Consider the following 20,035-nt stretch of genomic DNA (forward strand, 5'->3'; position numbering starts at 1 on the left):
TTAGTAATTTGATATATCTGAAATGATATTCATGAATTAAATATATTTATATTATTTTAAATATTTTCTATAATATGTTTGTAAGTATAATAATAAAAGTTATTTTTATATAATATTAATATTAATATTAATAAATATATTAAATATAATTTTATTTTTAATTTTTTATATTATAAGGTTTTATATATGAATCAATTAGAACGGTTAAGAAAATATACTACTGTAGTAGTTGATAGCGGAGATATAGAATGCATTACTAGATATAAGCCTCAGGATGCTACTACTAATCCAACATTAATTTTAAAAAGTGTTTTATCAAAAAAATATGATTTCATCGTTAATAATGCCGTTCAGTATGCTAAAAAAATGGGTGGTTCGATATCACAAAAAATACAAAATGCTAGTGATATGGTTTCTGTTGGATTTGGTGCAGAAATTTTAAAGTATATTCCTGGATATATTTCTACTGAGATTGATGCACGATTATCTTTTAATACTGAACAATGTATACAAAAATCAATTAAATTAATTGATTTATATCGTATTCACGGAGTTGATGTTTCTCGTGTACTTATTAAGTTAGCGGCAACATGGGAATGTATTCAAGCAGCTTATCAACTAAATAAATTAGGAATTTTATGTAATTTAACTTTACTATTTTCTTTTGCTCAAGCTCGTGCTTGTGCGGAAGCTAATGTATTTTTAATTTCTCCATTTGTTGGGCGAATTTATGATTGGTATAAAAAATTTTGTTTAGATTCTTCATATGACGCTGTTACTGATCCGGGTGTTTTAGCTGTAAAAAAAATTTTTAAATATTATAAAAAACATATGTATCAAACTATTATTATGGGAGCAAGTTTTAGACGAATAGAGCAAATTTTAGAATTATCGGGATGTGATCGTATTACTATATCTCCTGACTTGTTAGAGCAATTAAAAACGCAAAATTTTAGTTTTGCTAGAAAATTAGATGCTACAAAAATCGTCACCGTAGTAGATCAACCGATTCCATTATCGGAATCTGAATTTAGATTTTTACATAACCAAGACGCAATGGCTGTAGAAAAATTATCTGAAGGTATTCGACAATTTAGTTGTGATCAAATAAAATTAGAAAAATTTTTATTACATACTCTATAATTTTGAAAAATTATATTTAAATAATGAGTTTTAATATTTTAAAAGAATTATTTTATAAAGGGAATATACATGTTGTTTCGACGAGAGTTATCGAATGCTATTCGAATTTTGAGTATTGATGCTATTCAGAAAGCACAATCAGGTCATCCTGGAGCTCCTATGGGTATGGCTGATATTGCTGAAGTATTATGGCGTGATTTTTTAAAACACAATCCTAATAATCCGCTATGGCAAAACAGAGATCGTTTTGTTTTATCTAACGGTCATGCTTCTATGTTATTATATAGTTTACTGCATTTATCGGGATATAATATATCTATAGATGATTTAAAAAATTTTCGACAATGTTTTTCTAAAACTCCCGGACACCCTGAAGTTGGTTGTACTCCTGGCGTAGAAATTACTACTGGTCCTTTAGGCCAAGGATTAGCTTCTAGCGTTGGTATGGCTATTGCTGAAAAATTATTGTCACAATATTTTAATAGAAATAATTTTAATATTATTGACCATTATACATGGGTATTTGTTGGTGATGGATGTTTAATGGAAGGTATTTCTCATGAAGTATGTTCATTAGCAGGTACTTGGAATTTAGGTAAATTAGTTGTTTTTTATGATAAAAACGGTATTTCTATTGATGGTGAAATATCTGGATGGTTTACTGATGATACTAAAAAACGGTTTTTATCATATAACTGGCATGTAATAGAAGTCAATGGTCATAATCCAGAAGAAATAATTTGCGCGATAAATATTGCTAAAAATAATTTAAAGAAACCATCATTAATAATTTGTAATACAGTTATTGGATTTGGTGCTCCTAATAAATCCGGTAAATCCAGCGCTCATGGCGCACCTTTAGGTGAAGTAGAAATTTCTTTAACTCGTAAACAATTAAAATGGAATTATCCTCCGTTTTTTATTCCTGAACATATATATTCTGCGTGGAATGCAAGTCGTTCAGGAGAATTAGCAGAAGCATCATGGAATAGTTTATTTAAAAAGTATTCTATAGAATATCCAGAATTATCTTCAGAATATATGCGTCGATTTAAACAACAATTACCCGATGAATTATACAGTAAATTACAAAAATTTTTATTAAAATTAAATAATTCACCGAAAAATATTTCGACGCGTGAAGCTTCACAAAATATTTTAGAAAAATTTGGGTCATTTTTACCAGAATTAATTGGCGGTTCTGCTGATTTAGCTCCTAGCAATTTAACTGTTTGGTCTGGATCTAAAGCTATACACGCAAATAAATCCGGAAACTATATTCATTATGGAGTAAGAGAATTTGGCATGACAGCAATAGCAAACGGAATATATCACCATGGTGGATTTATTCCCTATACTGCTACTTTTTTAGTTTTCGTAGATTATGCTCGTAATGCTATACGAATGGCTGCATTAATGAAAACACGACAAATTTTTATCTACACACACGATTCCATTGGTTTAGGAGAAGACGGTCCTACTCATCAACCAGTTGAACATATTTCTACATTAAGATATATACCCAACTTAAGTGTTTGGAGACCATGCGATTCTGTTGAAACTGCAGTATCTTGGTACTACGGACTTAGTAGAAAGAATGGTCCTACCTCTTTAATATTATCTCGTCAAAATATAGTTCAATTTTCTAGAACAGATGATCAAATAAAAAATATTTTTAAAGGTGGATATATTTTAAGGGAATATGGAAAAATAATTAATTTAATTATTATTGCAACTGGATCAGAAGTACCGTTGGCGATTGATGTTGCTAAAGAATTATATAAATTAGGTTATCATACTAGGGTAGTGTCTATGGTTTCTACTGATTGCTTTGACAATCAAGATAAAATGTATCGTGATTCTGTTTTGCCTATCAAAATTGTAAATCGAGTATCTATTGAAGCAGGTACTAGCGAATATTGGTATAAATATGTAGGAATTAATGGTTTGAGAATCGGTATTGATTCTTTTGGTGAGTCTGGACCTGGTAACAGAGTATTTGAAATATTTGGTTTTATAGCAAATAAAATAGTAGCTCGTATTAAAAAGTATTTTTTTAGTTAATAAAAAAATAATAATTTTTGTTTCATTTATTTGAATTTTTTATGTTTTTTAAAATTATTTTTACTAAAATTATAATTTTTGATTATATAAGATAATATTAGGGCATGATATGTGTACTAAAGTAGTAAATTTGACGCAAAAATTAGTTAATATACCATCAATTAGCCCGAAAGATCTTGGTTGTCAAGAAATTTTAATAAAAAGATTACAATTGTGTGGTTTTTATGTTGAAAGAATAAATTTGAATGATACCAATAATTTTTGGGCATGGCGAGGATATGGAAAAACTATTACTTTTTTAGGACATACTGATGTAGTACCTGCAGGAAATATACTTGATTGGAATACATCACCATTTTTGTCTACCATAAAAAATGGTGTTTTATTTGGTAGAGGCGTAGCAGATATGAAAGGTTCAATAGCTGCTATGGTAATAGCTGTAGAAAATTTTATTAAAAAAAATCCTAATCATTATGGCCGTATATCATTTTTAATTACTTCAGATGAAGAATCTACAGGAAAAAATGGTATTAAAAAAGTAATTTCTTTATTAAAAAAACGTAAAGAAATAATTGATTACTGTTTAGTTGGAGAACCGACTAGTGAAAAAAAATTAGGTGATTGTATTAAAAATGGTCGTCGAGGTTCATTATCAATTGATTTAATAATATATGGTAAACAAGGTCATGCAGCATATCCGGAATTATCTATAAATCCAATTCACATATCAGTACCTTTTTTAGCTGAACTGTCCACATTATCTTTTGATAACGGCAATGATTTTTTTATACCAACTACATTACAAATTTTAAAAGTATCTTCAGGAAAAAATTATGTAACTAATATGATTCCTGGAGATTTAAGTATTTCTTTGAATGTAAGATTTAGTCCTTTGTCAACAGAAAGAAATATTATACATGTAATTAAAAGCTTACTTAAGAAATATTTCATACGATATTCTATTCATTGGACTTGTTATGCTAAACCGTTTTTTTTCTCACCTGATGTTTTTTGTGATATTGTAACTAAAAGTATATATCGTTTTACTAATGTAAATCCTGCTATTAAAACAAATGGCGGCACTTCTGATGGTCGATTTATGATAAATGTCGCTAATCAAATGGTAGAATTTGGTTTATTAAATGCTACTATTCATCAAGTAAATGAATGTATTAGTATTAAAGATTTATTTACATTACAAAATATTTATTTTGACTTATTAAGTAGATTATTTTTATAATTTTTATATATAATATATTTTATAAATTAATTTTATATAATGTTTATGCAATGATAACGATCATTTATCATTGCATAAAATATAATATATTACTGTATAATAGTAATATATTATTGTTTTTATGAATAATTATTATTAAATTCTATATTTATATGGGGGTAATTTTGTTAACATGTTATCAAAGTAAAATATATTTTATATATAGAGTACACTATAAATTAATTGAATTAATAATTTTTTTTAAAATATGTTGATTTTTTTGTAATAACGGTGTCATAGGTAACCTTAATGTATCTGATTCTATTAAACCGATATATTTCGCTGCCCATTTTATAGGTATTGGATTTGTTTCTTTGAATAAAAGATGATGGAGAGTATTTAATTTTTTATTTATTTGTCTGGCCTTATTAAAATCTCCTTTTAATGCTAATTTACACATTTTTGTCATATAGTTTGCTGCAATATTTGCTGTTACTGAAATAACTCCGATCCCCCCAAGCTGAATAAAATCTAAAGCCGTTGTATCGTCTCCACTAATCAAGAGAAAATCGTTTCCTACTAATTGTTTAATTTTATGGATTCTAGATAAATCTCCTGAAGCATCTTTTAACCCAATTATATTTTTATATTTTGATAGTTGAGCAATTGTTTCTGGTAATAAATTACATCCTGTTCGATTGGGAACATTATATAGTATTTGCGGTAAATAGGTACTTTCAGAAATAGCTTTAAAGTGTAGATATAATCCTTGTTGTGTAGGTCGATTATAATAAGGAGTAACATTTAAACAACCTGAAATACCAGATTTTTCAAGTTTTTTAGTTAATATAATGCTTTCAGAAGTAGCATTAGATCCAGTACCAGCTATTACAGGTATTTGTTCATCTACAAATTCTAAAGTATTCATAATTACATTGGTGTGTTCTTTTTGGGTTAATGTGGCTGACTCTCCGGTCGTTCCTACAGAAACTATTGCATTGGTTTTATTGCGGATATGATAATTAATTATTTTTTTTAAACTTTTTTTGCAAATATTTCCTTTATCATCCATCGGTGTAATAAGAGCAACCATACTTCCTTTAAACATTTTTTGATTCCTTGTGCAAACAAGAATATATGTATTTAAATACAATTAATATTGTTGAGTAATTCAAATTATTATTTATTATAATTAATATTTTATTTATTATTGATAATAAACTTTTTATAAAATTTAATTTTAATGTATTTTTATATTTATTTTTATGCAAATAATTTTATTTTAATAAATTTTCATGTATATAAAATTATTTAATTATAACAATTTTGGTATATAAAAGTATAATTTTATTTGAATTAATAAATAATTATCTGTGATTTAATTTTATGATGTATGCGGATTGTTATCCGCATTGAGCTCGAAAACGTAGAACATGATCCATTAATGTTATTGCCAACATAGCTTCTGCTATTGGAACAGCTCTTATACCAACACAAGGATCATGACGTCCTTTTGTTATTATGTAAGTTTCTTTTCCGAATTTATTAATTGTTTTTCCGGGTATCTTAATGCTAGATGTAGGCTTAAAAGCTGCTTGTACAATTATTGGTTCTCCATTGCTAATTCCTCCTAAAATTCCTCCTGAGTGATTACTAGAAAATCCATTTGGCACAATTTCATCTCTATGTATATCTCCGGTTTGTTCTACTACATTAATTCCATCACCGATTTCAATGGATTTAGCTGCATTAATACTCATAATTGCATGAGCAATATCTGCGTCTAATCTATCGAATACCGGTTCTCCTAGTCCAATAGGAACATTTTTTGCAATTATAGTAATTTTAGCTCCAATAGAATTACCGGATTTTTTTAATTTTTTCATATATTGGACGATTTGATCAATTTTTTCAGGATTACTACAAAAAAACGGATTATTTTCTACTTCTTTCCATGATTTAAAAGGACATTTAATAGGCCCTAGTTGTGATAAATATCCTTTAATAATGATATTAAATTTTATTTTTAAATATTTTTTCGCAATTGCTCCAGCTGCTACTCGTATAGCAGTTTCTCTTGCAGAAGCTCTTCCTCCGCCTCTATAATCTCTAATTCCATATTTTTTATCATATGTAAAATCAGCATGATTAGGGCGATATATATTTTTGATATCAGAATAGTCTTGTGATCGTGTATCTGTATTTTTAATATTTATCCCTATACTAGTTCCAGTTGTTATTCCTTTAAATACACCAGAAAAAATTTCAATAATATCTTCTTCTCTTCGAGCGGTAGTAAATGAAGAAAATCCAGGTCTTCTTCTGTTTAATTCATGTTGTATATCACTATTTTTTAAAGAAAATCCTGGAGGCACTCCGTCAATAATTCCAGATAACATCGGTCCATGTGATTCTCCACATGTTGTTACTTTAAATAATTTTCCAATAGTATTTCCGGGCATGTAAACCTCATATTTAAAATAATCAAATATATATTTAATTTGCGATTATAATTCTTATTATAATATTTTATTTATTTAAAATAAATAATATATTATTTATATTAATCTATACATATAAATATATATACTTATATTTTTATATAAAATTATTTATACAAATTATAAAACAAATAAGTATTTATAGAATACTATGTATTTTATATATTTTTTATTAAATAACAACACTATGTAAATAATATCGTATTTACAAAATTTATTATAATCATTAAATATTATGGGAAATTTATTTATGAAAAAAAATAATTCAATTGATGTAAATCAAAAAGAAACTTTTTTATATCATATGAAAGGAGTAAAACGAATTATGCAAGACAAAATTTATCATATGAATATCAAAGATGTTAGTAAGTGTAATCTATATAATAAAGATATTTACGTACAAGAAGCTCATAGCTATTATTTTAAAAATACGGTAGATGAACAAGTATGTTCTTTAAATGATAATCCAATTTGTTTTGTTCGTAATATACGTTATAATTTTAACCTTAAAAAATTAAAAAGAGGAGAATATATACCAGAAATTATTTTGGATTTACATGGTATGAATCTATATCAAACACAAAAAGAATTAGGTAAATTAATTACAATTTGTCATCAAGAAAATTTTTTTTGCGCCAGTATTCTTCATGGACATGGCAAAAAGATACTAAAAAAATACGTTCCATTTTGGTTATCAAAACATCCAGATATTTTGGCATTTTATCAAGCTCCTAGAATATTTGGTTATGATGCAGCTATTTTAGTTGTGATAAAAAATGATAATATACGATAAAAATTATATTTATAAATTAATTATATTAATCTTGATTTTGAATAACATTAATTTTTTGTTATTATTGTTATTTTTAATTTTATTTTATTATTTCAAGTATATTATTAATATAATGATATCAAAATAATTATTTATTGTGGAAAATATATTAATTATATATTAAATATATTATTTTTAAATATAAAATTTATTTATTTTCAACGTTAATAATGATATATTAAGTATATTATTAATATAATTGTATTATATAAGTTTTGATATAAAATATAAAATTGTTATTAATGTATAGATCTATTTAATATAGATAATATTTAATAAATATAAATTCAGAATTAATCTGTAAAATTTTTTGATATAGATTTATTAAAAATTACATATGCTGTGTTTTTTTTGCATAAAAAAAAGATTGTTATCTTTTATTATATTTCAGATTAATGATAAATAAGGTAATAAAATTGAATAAAAATCGTGTACGTTTAGCTATACAGAAATCTGGTAGATTGAGTTATGATTCACAAAAATTATTAAAAAGTTGCGGTATAAAAATTAATTTACAAAAATCTAGTTTAATTGCATTTGCTGAAAATATGCCAATTGATGTAATGTTAGTTAGGGATGATGATATTCCTGGATTGATCATGGATGGAGTAGTGGAATTAGGTATTATTGGCTCTAATGTTTTAGAAGAAAAATGTTTAACTAGATTATTAACAGAAGAGCCTGTTTCATATGCTATTTTACAAAATCTTGATTTTGGTATTTGCAGATTATCTCTATCAGTTCCATTAGATATGCGATATTCTGGAATATTATCTTTAAAAGATTCACGTATTGCTACATCATACCCTAATTTATTAAAACGATATTTTGATAAAAAAAATATTTCTTTTAAACCATTTGTTTTGAACGGTTCTGTAGAAGTGGCATATAATTCTGGATTAGCTGATGCGATATGCGATTTAGTTTCTACAGGTGCTACTTTGGACGCTAATGGTTTAAAAGAAGTAGAAACTATTTATAATTCTTGCGCATGTTTAATTTCTCGTAAAATAAAACATTTAATCCCAGAAAAAAGAATTTTTATTAAAAAGTTATTAAATCGTATTCAGGGTGTTATTAAAGCACGAGAATCTAAATATATTATGTTGCATATTGAAAAAGATAAACTAGGCTTAGTGACTGATTTATTACATGGAGCAGAACAACCAACTGTTTTAGAATTATTTGGAAATAAAAATAAAGTAGCTCTCCACATGGTTAGTAGTGAAACTGTTTTCTGGGAAACTATGGAACAATTAAAATTGCTAGGAGCAAGTTCTATTTTAGTTTTACCAATAGAAAAAATGATGGAATAAAATAATTATGTTAAATTTAAATAAAAATATTTTTTATTGGAATCGTTTAACGAAAGAAGAAAAAAATAATATATTGTTAAGACCACGTTTTAATATTAATAATTCTATAAAATCATCTGTTTCAAAAATTATTGACAAAGTTAAACAATATGGGGATGTTGCTTTACATACTTATAATTTAAAATTTGATAAAATAAAATTGGATTCTTTTTATGTTACTCAAGAAAAAATTGATCTTTCTGCTAATTTGGTGTCTGAAACGTTTAAAAAGTCTGTATCAATAGCAAAAAAAAATATTATTTCATTTCACACTAAACAAATAGCTTATGGTTTAGAGGTAGAAACATATCCTGGAGTACGCTGCCAACAAATTATAAGACCAATACATGCAGTAGGTTTATATATTCCTAAAGGAAAATATCCATTAGTTTCAACTGCTTTGATGTTATCTATTCCTGCAAAATTAGCTGGATGTACAAATATTTGTTTATGTTCTCCGCCTCCAGTTAGTAATGAAATATTATATATTGCAAAAGTATCAGGAATTAAACAAGTAATTCAATTAGGAGGCGCGCAAGGTATTGCGGCTCTTGCATTAGGTACTCAGAGTATACAGAGAGTAGATAAAATTTTTGGACCGGGAAACATATTTGTAACAGAAGCTAAATTACAAATCAGTCAATCGGTCCCGAGAGTATCTATTGATATGCCTGCGGGTCCTTCAGAAATGTTGATTATTGCTGATAAGGATTCTAATCCTAATTTTGTTGCTGCTGATTTTTTAGCTCAATTGGAACACGATAATAATTCACAAGTAATATTGTTAAGTACAAGTATTGGTTTATTAAAAAATGTAATTGCTGCGATTAATAGGCAAATTTTATTTTTAACAAAAAAAGATATTATATTATGTTCGTTGAAAAATAGTAGAATTATTATTACTCAATCTTTATTAGATTGTTTTAATATATCAAACTTATATTCTCCTGAACATTTAACCTTACATATAAAAAACTCAGTAAATTTTTTATCATATATAAAAAATGCTGGATCAGTTTTTTTAGGAAAATGGACGCCTGGATCTGCAGGTGACTATATTACTGGAGCAAATCATGTTTTACCCACATATGGATACTCTAATACTTACTCTTCTTTACAAATTTCCGATTTTCAGAAAATAATTACAGTTCAAAAAATGACAAAACAATCTTTAATAAATTTATCAGATAGTATTATTGAATTATCTCAAATAGAAGGAATGGATGCTCATGGTAAATCAATAATAATCAGAACAAATGCTTTAAAAGATATGTCTATTGCGCGTGAGACAATATAATATGAAACGTTTAATTCCACAGCATATATGCGCATTAACTCCGTATCAGTCAGCACGTCGTATTGGTTTAAAAGGTCGAATTTATTTAAATGCCAATGAATCTCCTTGGATTAACACTGTTAAGTGTAAACATAGTAATTTAAATAGATATCCTGATTTTCAGCCGTATGAACTATTAAAGAAATATTCTAAATATTCTGGTGTCGCAAAAGAAAATATTTTAATTACTCGGGGTGCTGATGAAGGAATAGAAATACTTGTACGTTCTTTTTGCGCGCCAAATCATGATAAAATTATGTTTTTTCCTCCTACATATGATATGTATGCTGTGAATGCTGATATTTTCAATATAAAGCAAGTCGTTATTCCTATTTTATCCGATTTTCAATTAGATTTAATTAATATTAAAAAAAATATCGGTGATATTAAATTAATTTATATATGTAATCCTAATAATCCAACCGGAAATTGTTTTTTGCGGAAAGATATTATTAGTATTCTTAAATTTATTCCACAAACTACTTTATTAGTTATTGACGAGGCTTATATAGAATATTCTTTAGTCAATAGTTTTACCCATGAATTAACAAAATATACTAATTTAGTTATACTGCGAACCTTATCGAAAGCTTTTGGTCTTGCATCTTTACGATGTGGTTTTGTGCTATCGAATACGTATATTATTAATGTTTTAAAGAAAGTATTAGCTCCTTATCCTATTGCTACTCCTGTATCAGATATTGCCGTACAATCATTAAAATTAGATAATATTAAACGTGTACAAAAAAATATATTAAAAATATTAAATAATAAAGAATTTTTAGTTGAAAAATTAAAGCACTTATCTTGTATCAAAAATATTTTTCCAAGTAATACTAATTTTATTCTTATTCAATTTTTTCGATCTAAAAGTATCTTTCGGTATTTTGTTTCACACGGAATAGTTATTCGTGATCAATCTCATAAAATAGGTTTAAAAAATTGTTTAAGAATATCAATTGGAAAAATAGATGAATGTCAAGATTTAATTGCAGCATTATATATGTTTGAAGGAAAAAAACTATAAGATGAAAAAAAAATTTTTATTTATTGATCGTGATGGTACATTAATTCAGGAACCTAAAAAAAAATTTCAAATTGATAGTTATAGTAAATTTTTTTTAGAAAAAGATGTAATTGTTTCGTTATTACAGTTAATTAAATTAGGATATCAATTAATTATTGTAACTAACCAAGATGGTTTGGGAAGCAAATCTTTTCCGGTTAATAAATTTAGTAAAATACATAATTTAATGTTAAATATTTTTTCTTCACAGAACATTTTTTTTAAAAGTATTTTAATTTGTCCACATTTTGCTCATGAACAGTGCGGTTGTCGCAAACCAAATACTTCATTGGTAAAATATTGGATAAACAATAATAAGTTAGATAAAAAAAATAGTTATGTTATTGGAGACAGAAATACAGATGTTCAATTAGCTCATAATATGGGTATTAAAAGTTTTTTATATCATCCTCAGTTTTTTTCATGGCAACATATTGTTACTCAATTAACATTTCCAAATCGATTGTCAGAGATTTCTAGAAATACTTTGGAAACAAAAATATTTATTAGAATTAGTTTAGATATTCCAATTAATTGTTATATTAATACTGGTATTAATTTTTTAAATCATATGTTAGATCAAATCAGAATACATAGTGGTATTTTTATGTATATTGATGTAATTGGTGATTTATCTATTGATGATCATCATACGGTAGAAGATATAGGTATAACATTAGGGTCTGCTTTACGGCATGCATTAGGAAATAAAATAGGGATATCCAGGTATGGTTTTACGTTACCTATGGATGAAAGTATTTGTTCATGTATTATTGATATATCTGGTCGTTCTTTTTTATCATTTTATGCAAACTTTGTAAATAAATATGTTGGTGATTTAGGTGTATGCATGATAGAACATTTTTTTTATTCATTAAGTCAATCTATGAAAATTACTATTCACTTACATGCTTATGGTAATAACGATCATCATTGTGCTGAAAGTTTATTTAAAGCATTTGGACGTACATTAAAACAAGCTATTTATTTACAAGGAAATATTTTACCTACATCAAAAGGTTTTTTGTAATGTCTATTGTTATTATTAATACAGGTTGTTCCAATTTATATTCTATTACAAGAGCCATACAACGGTTAGGATATCAAGTTAGTATTACTGATTCAATTTATGATATTAAAATGGCTAATAAAATATTTTTACCTGGTGTAGGTACGGCTTCTGCTGTAATAGATATTTTAAAAAATAAAAATTTATTATCATTTCTTAAATGTACAACACAACCTATTTTAGGTATTTGTTTAGGTATGCAGTTATTAGGTTCATATAGTAATGAAGGTAATAAATGTATTTTGTTGAATAGAATAGATCATTCAATTAAAAAATTACCTAATGTTGATTGTTCTATTCCACATATTGGTTGGAATACCGTAAACTATACTATAAATCATTTTTTATTTAAAGATATTGATAATAATACTCGATTTTATTTTTTACATAGTTATTATATGAACGTGAATAAATATACTATTGCTGTCTCTACGCATGGTATACAATTTTGTGCCGCGGTAGCAGTAAAAAATTTTTTTGGTGTACAGTTTCATCCAGAGAAATCCGGTTATTCTGGCGAACAACTAATTAAAAATTTTTTAGAGATATAAATATATGATTATTCCATCATTAGACTTTATTCAAGGTAAAATAGTACGATTATATCAAGGAAATTATACTTGTAAAACATATTATGATATTGATATATTTAAACAAATAGATAAATATATACATAATGGAGCTACTCATATACATTTAGTGGATTTAGATGGATGTAGCAATCCCTTATATCGTCAAAAAAATATTTTATCAATTATTTCTCGTTATAAAAATATTTATTTTCAAGTTGGCGGCGGTATACGTACACAAAATGATATAGAAGATTTATTCCATGCTGGTGCTGATAAAATTGTTATCGGTACTTCGGCTATTTTACATCCCAATCAATTTAAAAAATGGTTATTTAAATATGGAGGCGATAAATTAATATTAGCGGTTGATATAAAAATAAATAACAAAGATGAAAAAAAAATTGCTATTCATGGATGGAAGACAGTTACTAATATGGATATAGAAGATATTGTTAATTCTTTTATTCCGTGGGGATTAAAAAATATTTTATGTACGGATATATCAAGAGATGGAACGTTTTTGGGGCCTAATGTTATTCTATATAAATATTTAAAGAAAAAATTTCCAAATATTATACTACAATCTTCTGGAGGTATTTGTTCAGTCGCAGATATATGTCTTTTAAAAAAAAATAGAATAGAACACGTAATTGTTGGGCGCGCTTTGTTAGAAAAAAAGTTTACTTTTTCGGAGGCTCAGCGATGTTGGCAAAAAGAATAATTGCTTGTTTGGATGTTAAAAACGGAATGGTGGTTAAAGGTATACAGTTTAATAATCATGTTATTGTTGGTCAAATACTTGAATTAGCTCAATATTATTCTAAAGAAGGTATTGATGAATTAGTTTTTTATGATATTTCAGCATCACCTAAAAAAAAATTATTAGATATACAATGGATTACTAGTATTGCTGAAATTATTAATATTCCTTTTTCGGTAGCAGGAGGCATTTCATCAATTAATGATGCGCAAGAGATTTTATCATTAGGAGCTGATAAAATTTCTATCAATTCTCCTGCATTAAAAGATCCGTGGTTAATTAGTAAATTGGCGGATCGTTTTGGAGTTCAATGTGTTGTAGTAGGAGTAGATTCATGGTACGATAAAGCAAATAAAATGTATCAAGTTTTTCAATATACTGGAAATCAAAATAAATCACGTGTTACATCTTGGAACACTATTGATTGGATAAAAAAAGTTCAGAAATTAGGTGCTGGTGAAATTGTATTAAATGCAATGAACACTGATGGGACTCAGCGTGGATATGATGTTCGGCAATTAAAGAAAATACGTAAATGTTGTTCCGTTCCATTAATTGCTTCTGGCGGCGCTGGTAATATGTATGATTTTTTAGATGTATTTAAAATTTCTAAAGTTGATGGTGCATTAGCAGCATCAATATTTCATAATAAAAATATTTCTATTTTAGATTTAAAAAATTTTTTGTTTAATCATGGAGTTACTATCCGTCAATGTTAACTGATAAAAATATTTCAAATTTAAATTGGAATAAATTGAAAAATATGGTTCCCGCAATTGCTCAACATTATGTTTCGGGAGAAATATTAATGTTTGGGTATATGACTCAAGAAGCATTTAATAGTACTATTGAAAAAAAGTTATTTACTTTATATTCTCGACAAAAAAACAGGTTGTGGATTAAAGGAGAAACTTCAAAAAATTTTTTATATGTTAAAAAGGTTGTTACAGACTGTGATTGTGATGTTATTTTGGTACAAGTTCAACCTACCGGCAATACTTGTCATCTTAATAGATTTAGTTGTTTTGAAAATTCTCAACCTATTTATTCTTTTTTATTACATCTTGAAAGTATAATTAAGTCGCGAAAAAAAGAAAAATTAAATAAATCATATATCAGTAATCTATTTTATCAAGGAAGTTCTAGAATTGCTCAAAAAGTGGGAGAAGAAGCAGTAGAAACTGTTATAGCTTTTTTAGAAAAAAACCCTGTTAATATTATTAATGAATCATCTGATTTATTATTTCATTTATTAGTTTTATTACAATCTATAAATATAAGTTTTGAATCAATTATTAATAATTTAAAAAATCGCATGAATAAATAATATATTTATATTTAATTTTTGATAATTACTAATTTTTATATTTTTTGATATATTTTAAAAATATTTATTTTGATTAAGGATATATATGTCAAGTCATGATATTGGTATTATTGGTATGGGAGTTATGGGAAAAAATTTAGCATGTAATATTGCTAATACGGGATACAAAGTATCAGTTTTTAACCGATCATATAATAAAACAATGAAAAAATTGTTTAAAAAACCAATTGAACGATTATTTCCATACCTTGCTATAAAAGATTTTATTAATTCATTACGCAAACCTCGTTGTGTTATGTTAATGATACAATCAGGCAATCCGGTTGATGAATTAATACATACTTTATTATCTTATTTATGTTCCGGTGATTTAATAATAGATGGAGGTAATTCATTTTATTTAGATACAGTTAAACGATTCCATTTCTTGCAAAAAAAATCTATTCAATTTCTTGGAGTAGGAATATCAGGTGGATCAGAAGGTGCTTTAAAAGGTCCCTCAATTATGCCCGGTGGAACTATTGAAGCATATGAATTAGTAGCTCCTATTTTTAAAAATATTTCAGCCAAATATCATAAAGAAGAATGTGTAGAATATTTAGGTCCTGATGGAGCTGGACATTATGTAAAAATGGTTCACAATGGTATTGAATATAGTGATATGCAATTAATTGCAGAAACATATTCTTTATTAAAAAATTTAGTTGGTATGAATAATATAGAATTATCAAATATTTTTGAGTACTGGAATAAAGGAGAATTATGTAGTTATTTGATAGAAATTACGGGAAATATTTTACGTAAACAGGATGAAGATGGCAACTTTATAATAGATTATATTTTAGATTCTGCATCTAATAAGGGTACTGGAATATGGACAGCTAAAAGTGGGTTAGATTTATACGCACCTTGTTCTGTAATTACGGAATCTGTTTTTGCACGATATTTATCTTCCTGTAAAGCTAATAGAATGATTGCATCTACAATATTATCTGGTCCGAAAATATTTAAAATTAGTAATCTGGATAAAGAAAAATTTATCAAGGATATTCGAAAAGCTTTATTTTTGGGGAAAATTATTTCATATGCACAAGGTTTTGGTTTAATGAAAAAAGCATCTGAATGTTATTCTTGGAATTTATCTTTTTCTAAAATAGCTAAAATTTTTCGATCTGGATGTATTATTCGAGCAAATCTTTTAAATAATATTGCTGAAGCATATTCTGAAAATAATGATTTAATTGATTTGTTATTTACTCCAATATTTCGAGATATTATTAATAGATATCATCTTTCTTTACGTAATATTATTGGTATGGCTGTATGTAATGGAATTTCTGTTCCAGTTTTTTCTGCTGCTTTGTCGTACTACGATGCATATCGTACCGTGAATTCTTCTGCTAATCTAATACAAGCGCAACGAGATTATTTTGGATCTCATACATATCATAGGATTGATCAGTCAGGTATATTTCATACAGATTGGTTAGATAAATAAAATAATTTTTGTTAAACTGTATATATAAATACATATTAGTAAATATTTAATAAATTGTTATATTTGAATATAAAAATTACTTAAAATTTAATTAATTAAATTTTATATATAAAATTTTTATTTTTTATAATTATGGTTTTTTATGAAACATTCTATGTATAAAAATTTAGTGACATGTGCATTTCCTTACGCTAATGGTGAGATACATTTAGGGCATTTGTTAGAACAAATACAAGCCGATATTTGGGTACGATATTTACGTTTAAAAGGTTATTCGGTTATTTTTTTATGTGCAGATGATGCGCATGGAACAGCGGTTATGTTAAAAGCTAAAAAAATGAAAATTAGTCCTAATCAATTAATTCATTGTATGCAAAAACAACATAAGAATATTTTTTTAAAATTTTCTGTTTTTCATGACCATTATTCATCTACACATAGTAAAATTAATAAAAATTTATGTAGCAAAATATTTAATATAATATTAAAAAAAAATTTTTTAAAAGAAAAACAAATTGCTCAATTATATGATATTAAATTAAATATGTTTTTATCAGATCGATTTGTTAAAGGTACTTGTCCGCATTGTAAATCAGATAATCAATATGGAGATAATTGTGATGTTTGCGGAGCAACTTATAATGCAACAGAATTATTAAATGTTATTTCTCAATTGTCAAATTCATCACCGGAGATAAAATTTTCCAATCATATATTTTTCAGATTATCTATTTTTTCAAATTTTTTAAAAAAATGGATTAATTCTGGTGTATTACAAAAATCTGTATTAAATAAAATAAATGAGTGGGTAAATAGTAGTCTACATTCTTGGAATATTTCAAGGGACCATCCGTATTTTGGTTTTAAAATTCCCGGTTATTCGGATAAGTTTTTTTATGTATGGTTGGATGCTCCTATTGGATATATTAGTTGTTTTAAAGAATTATGTAATCTTAGACAAGATATTAATTTTGATGAATTTTGGTCATTAAATTCTAAACATAAACTATACCATTTTATTGGTAAGGATATTATTTATTTTCATGCTTTATTTTGGCCTTCTATTTTAGAAGGATGTAATTATAGAAAACCGACAAAAATATTTGCTCATGGTTATTTAACTTTTAAAGGTATCAAATTATCTAAGTCTAAAGGATCAATGATATCAGCTAGTCAATGGTTATCACATTTTGATTCTGATTCTTTGCGATATTATTTTGCTTCAAAATTATCTAATACTATTGAAGACATAGATATGAATTTATATGATTATGCATATAAAATTAACGCAGATATTGTTAATAATATTATAAATTTAGCGTCAAGAAATGCTTCTTTTCTAGAAAAATATTTTGATAATATATTATCAAATCAATTTATAGAATCAGTTCTATATAAAAAATTTATTGATGCATCTGTAGAAATTGAAGATTTTTTCAAGGATAGAAAATTTTCTTTGGTAGTTCAAAAAATTAGAAATTTAGCAGATATTGCTAACAAATATATTAGTCAAAAACAACCATGGATATTGATAAAGAATATATCTAATAAAAATAAAGTACATAATATTTGTTCGGTAGGTATTAATTTATTTAAGATTTTAATGATTTTTTTAAAACCAATTATGCCGGTATTAGTTTCTAATGCAGAATTATTTTTAAATACATCATTAATGTGGAAAGATATTTCTATACCTCTGTTAAATCATAAAATTAATCATTTTTCTTGTTTATATCAACGTATAAGTTTTAATGATATTGATAAATTTTTAGAAAAAATATAGTTTTAAATTTTATTTAGCCATTGAATCTTTAAATATTTTTCACTTTGTATAAAATGATTGTTAATGACAAATACACCTATACCAGCTATTAACTGTTTATTATAAAATAACAAAGGAACGGAATGTCTTAACCAAGGCGGTATATTATATTTTTGCCATATTTTTTTTATATAAATAGTTTGATTAGCATAAACATATTTTTTTTTTATATAAAAACAAATATTAATTAATGTATTTTTTTCAGGAAATGGTATTTTATAGGTTGATATTATTTTTTGATTTTTGTAATTCTTTTTTTTAGAAACTAATATTCCTAATTTATTTGGCAAAATTACAGGTTTTAGAACATTTTTCCAGTTTATTATTATATCTGTAATGTTTTTTTGAGGAACAATATAATATATAGTTTCTTTAAATCGTCTAATTTCTCGATTATTAAAAATTATTTTTTTATTGAAATAATTTTTATTTATAATTATTTCTTTATATATTCTTAATAATATATTGTATGTTGGAATGATGTCATTTATTATTAACCATTTTTTTAAAATGGATAATTTTACTTCTTTTTTAAATTGGTTAAATTTTATTAAATATAGTGATCCATCTGAAAATGTATTTTTTTTTATAAATCTTAAGATAAAAAAATCTAATGATTTATGTTCGTTTGCAAGTATTTTCATGCTTTTAGTACAATTTTTTAAAAAACTAGGCCATCGTTTATATATTTTAGAAAGAATTATATTTCTTAAAAAATTTCTGTCATATTTAATATGTTTATTTGATTCATCTTCTATCCAAATTAATTGTTTAGATTTAGCCCACGATATAATTTTTTTTTTTTGCGTATAAATTAATGGACGTACTATTTTCATATCGTTATATACAGAAGTATAGGATATACCTGATAAACCGCATATCCCCGCTCTTCTTTTAAGAGATAAAAAAATATTTTCACATTGATCATTAAGATTATGAGCTGTTAATAATATTTCTTTTGGTAGTAGATATTTTTTGAAAATTTTTAGTCTTTCAATTCTTGCATAACCTTCTATACCATATTTATTTTTTTGGGGTATATTAATATTATCGATAATGATATGTACATTGTTTTTTTTACATATTTTTTCGCAGTATTTTTGCGATTTAATAGAGTGCAAGTGTAAATTATGATTAATGTGTATGACTCTAATTTTTATATTAGGATTTTTTTTTTTATAGGTTATTAGTTGCGTGAATAATACGATAGAATCTACGCCACCGCTTAAAGCAAGTAAAAAATATTTTTGCTGAGGATATTTTAAAAACAATTTTTGGATAAACATAATAATTTTAATTATTTTAAATGATACGTTCGAGTGGATTTGAACCACTAACTTCTACTATGTCATAGTAGCACTCTAACCGTTGAGTTACGAACGTGTATAATATATATTATATATATATATATTGATTTATCAACAATAATTAATACATATTAATTATATTATAATATATATCATAATATTAT

Annotated in this window: 17 protein-coding genes and 1 tRNA gene; 14 read left to right on the top strand and 4 right to left on the bottom strand. The window is 25.6% G+C overall.

Annotated elements, in window-relative coordinates:
* Positions 1-186 precede the first annotated feature (186 nt).
* From tal to dapE, 3 genes are all read left to right on the top strand, one after another.
* Complete coding sequence (tal, locus tag BUCIKOCA2762_RS00305) at positions 187-1,143, top strand: transaldolase (protein ID WP_154028307.1); 957 nt, start codon at positions 187-189, stop codon at positions 1,141-1,143.
* A gap of 69 nt (positions 1,144-1,212) precedes the next feature.
* A complete protein-coding gene (gene tkt / locus BUCIKOCA2762_RS00310; protein ID WP_154028309.1) occupies positions 1,213-3,207 on the top strand; it encodes a transketolase in 1,995 nt (664 codons plus the stop codon).
* Positions 3,208-3,316: 109 nt separating this feature from the next.
* Positions 3,317-4,447: a succinyl-diaminopimelate desuccinylase gene (gene dapE, locus BUCIKOCA2762_RS00315; protein WP_154028311.1), complete on the top strand. Its 1,131-nt coding sequence runs from the start codon at positions 3,317-3,319 to the stop codon at positions 4,445-4,447.
* Between the two features lie 211 nt (positions 4,448-4,658).
* Here the strand turns inward: dapE and dapA are convergent, their stop codons facing one another.
* Complete coding sequence (gene dapA, locus BUCIKOCA2762_RS00320) at positions 4,659-5,534, bottom strand: 4-hydroxy-tetrahydrodipicolinate synthase (RefSeq protein WP_154028313.1); 876 nt, start codon at positions 5,532-5,534, stop codon at positions 4,659-4,661.
* 295 nt (positions 5,535-5,829) lie between these two features.
* The gene (aroC, locus tag BUCIKOCA2762_RS00325; RefSeq protein ID WP_154028315.1) at positions 5,830-6,888 is read right to left on the bottom strand and encodes a chorismate synthase; all 1,059 of its coding nucleotides are present in this window, start codon (positions 6,886-6,888) and stop codon (positions 5,830-5,832) included.
* A 289-nt stretch (positions 6,889-7,177) separates the two neighbouring features.
* On the opposite strand from aroC, the gene smrB reads away from it, so the two are divergent.
* From smrB to metG, 11 genes are all read left to right on the top strand, one after another.
* Complete coding sequence (smrB, locus tag BUCIKOCA2762_RS00330) at positions 7,178-7,720, top strand: endonuclease SmrB (RefSeq protein ID WP_154028318.1); 543 nt, start codon at positions 7,178-7,180, stop codon at positions 7,718-7,720.
* Between the two features lie 434 nt (positions 7,721-8,154).
* Positions 8,155-9,075, top strand: a complete 921-nt coding sequence (gene hisG, locus BUCIKOCA2762_RS00335) for an ATP phosphoribosyltransferase (RefSeq protein ID WP_154028320.1) — start codon at positions 8,155-8,157, stop codon at positions 9,073-9,075.
* 7 nt (positions 9,076-9,082) lie between these two features.
* Complete coding sequence (gene hisD / locus BUCIKOCA2762_RS00340) at positions 9,083-10,411, top strand: histidinol dehydrogenase (protein ID WP_154028322.1); 1,329 nt, start codon at positions 9,083-9,085, stop codon at positions 10,409-10,411.
* Between the two features lies 1 nt (position 10,412).
* Positions 10,413-11,477 (top strand): histidinol-phosphate transaminase, encoded by a 1,065-nt coding sequence (hisC, locus tag BUCIKOCA2762_RS00345; protein ID WP_154028324.1) that lies wholly within the window; start codon positions 10,413-10,415, stop codon positions 11,475-11,477.
* 1 nt (position 11,478) lies between these two features.
* Positions 11,479-12,546, top strand: a complete 1,068-nt coding sequence (gene hisB / locus BUCIKOCA2762_RS00350) for a bifunctional histidinol-phosphatase/imidazoleglycerol-phosphate dehydratase HisB (RefSeq protein ID WP_154028326.1) — start codon at positions 11,479-11,481, stop codon at positions 12,544-12,546.
* On the top strand, positions 12,546-13,136 hold the full coding sequence (hisH, locus tag BUCIKOCA2762_RS00355; protein WP_154028328.1) for an imidazole glycerol phosphate synthase subunit HisH: 591 nt from the start codon (positions 12,546-12,548) through the stop codon (positions 13,134-13,136). The genes hisB and hisH overlap by 1 nt, the downstream gene beginning before the upstream one ends.
* A 4-nt stretch (positions 13,137-13,140) precedes the next feature.
* A complete protein-coding gene (locus BUCIKOCA2762_RS00360; protein WP_154028330.1) occupies positions 13,141-13,878 on the top strand; it encodes a 1-(5-phosphoribosyl)-5-[(5-phosphoribosylamino)methylideneamino] imidazole-4-carboxamide isomerase in 738 nt (245 codons plus the stop codon).
* Entirely contained in the window at positions 13,860-14,636 is a 777-nt protein-coding gene (gene hisF / locus BUCIKOCA2762_RS00365; RefSeq protein ID WP_154028332.1) for an imidazole glycerol phosphate synthase subunit HisF, read from the top strand. Before BUCIKOCA2762_RS00360 ends, hisF begins: the two co-directional genes overlap by 19 nt.
* Positions 14,630-15,244 carry a bifunctional phosphoribosyl-AMP cyclohydrolase/phosphoribosyl-ATP diphosphatase HisIE gene (hisIE, locus tag BUCIKOCA2762_RS00370; RefSeq protein WP_154028334.1) on the top strand — a complete coding sequence of 205 codons (615 nt, stop codon included), beginning with the start codon at positions 14,630-14,632 and terminating at the stop codon, positions 15,242-15,244. Before hisF ends, hisIE begins: the two co-directional genes overlap by 7 nt.
* 85 nt (positions 15,245-15,329) lie before the next feature.
* Positions 15,330-16,742 (top strand): decarboxylating NADP(+)-dependent phosphogluconate dehydrogenase, encoded by a 1,413-nt coding sequence (gene gnd, locus BUCIKOCA2762_RS00375; protein ID WP_154028336.1) that lies wholly within the window; start codon positions 15,330-15,332, stop codon positions 16,740-16,742.
* Between the two features lie 142 nt (positions 16,743-16,884).
* Complete coding sequence (gene metG, locus BUCIKOCA2762_RS00380) at positions 16,885-18,525, top strand: methionine--tRNA ligase (RefSeq protein ID WP_154028338.1); 1,641 nt, start codon at positions 16,885-16,887, stop codon at positions 18,523-18,525.
* 2 nt (positions 18,526-18,527) lie between these two features.
* On the opposite strand, the gene tilS is transcribed toward metG, so the two are convergent.
* A complete protein-coding gene (tilS, locus tag BUCIKOCA2762_RS00385) occupies positions 18,528-19,898 on the bottom strand; it encodes a tRNA lysidine(34) synthetase TilS (RefSeq protein ID WP_154028341.1) in 1,371 nt (456 codons plus the stop codon).
* Positions 19,875-19,947, bottom strand: a tRNA-Val gene (locus BUCIKOCA2762_RS00390). The genes tilS and BUCIKOCA2762_RS00390 overlap by 24 nt, the downstream gene beginning before the upstream one ends.
* Between the last annotated feature and the right edge of the window lie 88 nt (positions 19,948-20,035).

It is taken from the genome of Buchnera aphidicola (Cinara kochiana kochiana), from assembly GCF_900698905.1.
In the GTDB taxonomy this organism is placed as follows: Bacteria; Pseudomonadota; Gammaproteobacteria; order Enterobacterales; family Enterobacteriaceae; genus Buchnera_F; species Buchnera_F aphidicola_W.